Origin of the sequence: Brachybacterium sp. AOP42-C2-15, from assembly GCF_052377065.1 — a bacterium.
GTDB lineage: Bacteria > Actinomycetota > Actinomycetes > Actinomycetales > Dermabacteraceae > Brachybacterium.
The window spans coordinates 1-3,605 of record NZ_JBQSWK010000086.1 but is presented as its reverse complement, the minus strand read 5'-3'; the positions used below and the strand labels follow the sequence as shown (position 1 = coordinate 3,605).

Annotated in this window: 5 protein-coding genes; 3 read left to right on the top strand and 2 right to left on the bottom strand. The window is 64.5% G+C overall.

The genetic code is table 11. The annotated features are described in order from the left end of the window. Positions 1-194 (bottom strand): LacI family DNA-binding transcriptional regulator (locus ACT3SQ_RS19065; protein ID WP_444601605.1); only part of this gene is annotated, 194 nt, incomplete at its 3' end. 14 nt (positions 195-208) lie between these two features. Continuing rightward, on the bottom strand, positions 209-1,639 hold the full coding sequence (locus ACT3SQ_RS19060; RefSeq protein WP_442332828.1) for an MFS transporter: 1,431 nt from the start codon (positions 1,637-1,639) through the stop codon (positions 209-211). Positions 1,640-1,916: 277 nt separating this feature from the next. Between ACT3SQ_RS19060 and ACT3SQ_RS19055 the strand changes: the two genes are divergently transcribed. The 3 genes from ACT3SQ_RS19055 to ACT3SQ_RS19045 are packed head-to-tail and all read left to right on the top strand — an operon-like array spanning position 1,917 to position 3,555. Beyond that, positions 1,917-2,861 carry a formylglycine-generating enzyme family protein gene (locus tag ACT3SQ_RS19055; protein WP_444601604.1) on the top strand — a complete coding sequence of 315 codons (945 nt, stop codon included), beginning with the start codon at positions 1,917-1,919 and terminating at the stop codon, positions 2,859-2,861. Then, on the top strand, positions 2,858-3,220 hold the full coding sequence (locus tag ACT3SQ_RS19050; protein ID WP_442332826.1) for a YidH family protein: 363 nt from the start codon (positions 2,858-2,860) through the stop codon (positions 3,218-3,220). The genes ACT3SQ_RS19055 and ACT3SQ_RS19050 overlap by 4 nt, the downstream gene beginning before the upstream one ends. Beyond that, a complete protein-coding gene (locus ACT3SQ_RS19045; protein ID WP_442332825.1) occupies positions 3,217-3,555 on the top strand; it encodes a DUF202 domain-containing protein in 339 nt (112 codons plus the stop codon). Before ACT3SQ_RS19050 ends, ACT3SQ_RS19045 begins: the two co-directional genes overlap by 4 nt. Positions 3,556-3,605: the final 50 nt, after the last annotated feature.

Genomic DNA, 3,605 nt, shown 5'->3' with positions numbered 1-3,605 from the left:
TTGACCACACCAACCGTCCGGCTGGAGCGGGCGCGCAGGGAGCGAGCCATCGCGTTGGGTGTGTAGCCGAGCTCCTTGGCGATACGGCGCACGCGTGCTCGCGTCTCTGGGGCGATATGGACGTGAGAGTTGTCGTTGAGGGCGTAGGAAACGGTGGAGATGGACACTGATGCCCGATGGGCTATGTCCTTCATCGTTGGCCTAGGCATCAGGACTCTCTTTCCAGCGCGTCGCGGCGTCCGTCGAGCGTACGACCGTTCTCGATCACGGTCGTGCGGTTCAGGGGGTAAGCCAGGAGGAGGATTACGCCGGCGAGCAAGTACAGCAGCCCCGGGGCGAGGGTCGAGAACTGGTAGATGCCGTCCACCGTGGAGGCTGCCTGGGTCAACTCGCCGGAGCGGAACCCGATCAGTGCAAGGGCGAATCCGCCGACGCCGCCTGCAACCGCCTGTCCAACCTTGCGTGCCCAGGTGTTGACGGCGTAGACGGTGCCGTCGTCACGTTCGCCGCTGCGGACTTCCTCCGCGTCGATGATGTCGCCGATGAGTGCCCAGATGAGCAGGTTATAGAACCCAAGTCCGAAGCCTGCGAGGAAAGCGAGGCCGATGAACATCCACGGCGAAGTGATGTGCAGGAAGAAGAGCACCAAGTACAGCGCGCCGGCGCCGAATAGCGAGGCAGTAACGACTTCCTTCTTCCCCCAGCGCGCGGCCAGGCGTGCGGCTATCGGCGATAGCAGCAGACCAGGGAGGAACGACGCCAGTTGTGCTGGACCGGAAAGGGCTCCATCGTTGAAGTGGTAGAGCCACAGGTATGCGGCCATCGTCCCGTACAGGAGGGAACCGAGCATGATGACGATGTTGGCGGAGATGAGGGCGATCAGCGGGCGGCTACTGGCGAGGGAGCGCAGGAGCGCGGGGAGCGACCGTGCGGTGGGCGTACGCGGGGGAGCTGCAACTCGCTCGCGAACGTTGGCGGAGCATACGAAGTACCAGACAGCGGCCAAAGCGGAGAACACGATGGCGACCGTGAAGAGCCGTCCTGGGAGCAGCTGGGAAGTGCCGTCAACCATGCCGTAGATGACGAGCGGCGGGACCAATGAGACGAACAGGCCTGCGCTGTTCGCCCCGATTCCGCGGAAGACTGACAGCGATGCACGCTCTCCAGGCACGGTCGTGAGGACGGATGCCATGGAGCCGTACGAAATGTTGGCGACGGTGTAGCAGGCCGATCCCCACAGCAGGTAGGTCGCGCCGGCGTAGGCGAGCTTGAGTCCGTAGTCCCAGTCGGCCACGAACGGGACGTACATGAGTGCGCTCGCGACGGCGACGGGGATCGCAATTCGGCGGATCCAGGGGCGGAACCGCCCTGAAGGGCTGGGCCGGTGGCGGTCGAGGAAACGGCCCCAGCCTACGTCGGTGAAGGCGTCAATGAGTCGAGCGGCAAGGAAGATGATGCCGACGTGCGCGGGGTTCAGGCCTGCGACGTTGGTGTAGTAGACCATCAAGTATGCAGAGGCGAGCAGGAACGTGAAGTCGTTCCCGAGATCGCCGAACATATAGCCGATCCGGTCGCGGATTCCGAACGGTGGGGCGGGCGCGAGGCGGGGCGCGGCGAGGGGTGCAGCAACGGTGCTCATGGGTGCTCTCTTCATCGAGACCGGGAGGGGTGGACGTGTTCACGCTAAGTAATCAAACGTTTGAGTTGAAGCCTCAAACGATTGAGTGTTTTGATGAGGGGACGGCCTTGCACATCGGGACGCCCGGACACCGACGCCGCCGGGCGCCTGAACCTTACATATTCTCTCAACAGTGAACCCCACCAGGAGGATTCCGATGGACAACGAGGACACTTCGACCTCCGGCTGCGGGTGCGGCTGCGGCACGCCACAACGCGAGCAACTGATCCAGATCCCAATGCATCCGCTCTACTCAATGCGAGGAGATCGGGCCACGTCTGCCCCGAGCGGTCGGCACACTATCGAGCAGGTTTCAATCCCTTGCGGCACCTTCACCATGGGCGACTCCTCAGGCGATCGAAACCGGGCTGACGGCGAGGCCCCCCTCCACGAGGTCGCAATCGACGCCTTCGAGATCGACGCGACCACGGTGACCAACGACGCCTTCGCGCTGTTCGTTCAGGACACGGGGTACGTCACCGAGGCGGAGAGCTTCGGGTTCTCCGCCGTCTTCCACCTCGCGATCGAAGCTCCAGCGGAGGACGTTATGGGCCCTGCGGCAGGCACACCGTGGTGGGCAGGAGTGAAGGCCGCGGATTGGCGGCACCCCGGCGGTGCCCACACCGATCTCCAGAGGCGCGGTGACCACCCGGTTGTCCACGTCAGCTGGAACGACGCTCAGGCATACTGCGAGTGGGCCGGCCGGCGGATGCCCACCGAGGCCGAGTGGGAGTACGCCTCGCGGGGCGGGATCGACGGGGCGAAGTACCCCTGGGGCGACGAGGAAGTCGACGAAGGCGGCTGGCGCGCGAACATTTGGCAGGGCGAATTCCCGAGCAAAAACACACTTGAGGACGGGTTCCTCACCACCGCGCCCGTCCGCACCTTCACCCCCAACGGATACGGGCTGTGGCAGAGCGTCGGGAACGTGTGGGAGTGGTGCCAGGACTGGTTTCATCCAGCGACCTACCGGCGCGGCACCACGGCGGAGCAACGGAGCGTCGTGGCGAATCCCGTCGGCCCAGAGCAGGGCGATACCCGGATCATGCGCGGAGGCAGCTACCTCTGCCACGTCTCCTACTGCAACCGCTACCGCAACTCTGCACGCTCGCAGAACACTCCCGACTCTTCGATGGGCAATGGTGGATTCCGCACCGTGTCGCGACGAAAGGGTGAGCGGTGAATCCTTCCCGCCGATTCCCCCAGAGCGTCTACCGGGAGGGGAAGGAACCTGACCCGCGGTTCAGTCTTGCCAATGAACGCACCTTCCTCGCCTGGCTGCGAACGGCGCTGGCCATGTACGCAGCCGCCTTCGCGCTCGAAGCACTCGCACTTCCGGAAGCAACGGGGTGGCGCATTGCCGCTGCCGCTGTGTTCTTAATCCTCGGTACTTTCGCTGTCGTGCAGGCCTGGGTTGGATGGCGGGCCACCGAGCGTTCGTTGCGTCGTGCAGAACCGTTGCCGGGTCTCTCGACCGGTGCGGTTCTCGTGCTGGGCGTGGTGCTTGCTGCCGCACTTGTCACGATCGGTATGTACGCATGAATTCTCAGCACAATGCTGTCTTCGACTCGGGCCTTCAGCCTGAGCGGACATTGCTCGCATGGCGGCGCACTTGCCTATCCTTCGGCGTCACCAGTCTGGTTGCCATGAGGTTCATGGTGGAAGCACTGGGCGTGCTCGCGGTTTTCGGAGGACTCCTCGCCGCGGGACTCGCGGTACTCGCCTACTCGCTCACTGCGTGGGGATACCGCAGGGCCCACGCATCACTCCACGCAGATGGGGCACTTCACTATGGCGGCTGGGCTCAACTGTGCGCGGCGGTAGCCGTCCTGGCGATCGGCATCCAGTGTGCAGTGTTCCTGCTGGTAGGGCAGTGATGACGCATCACGCCCCGGCGGCCTTCGCAGCATGCGCCGCCGCAGCCGCA

Coding starts and splice junctions, on each gene's coding strand:
- ACT3SQ_RS19060 (WP_442332828.1), bottom strand. CDS start 1,639: ATGAGCACCGTTGCTGCACCCCTCGCCGCGCCCCGCCTCGCGCCCGCC.
- ACT3SQ_RS19045 (WP_442332825.1), top strand. CDS start 3,217: ATGAATTCTCAGCACAATGCTGTCTTCGACTCGGGCCTTCAGCCTGAG.
- ACT3SQ_RS19055 (WP_444601604.1), top strand. CDS start 1,917: ATGCATCCGCTCTACTCAATGCGAGGAGATCGGGCCACGTCTGCCCCG.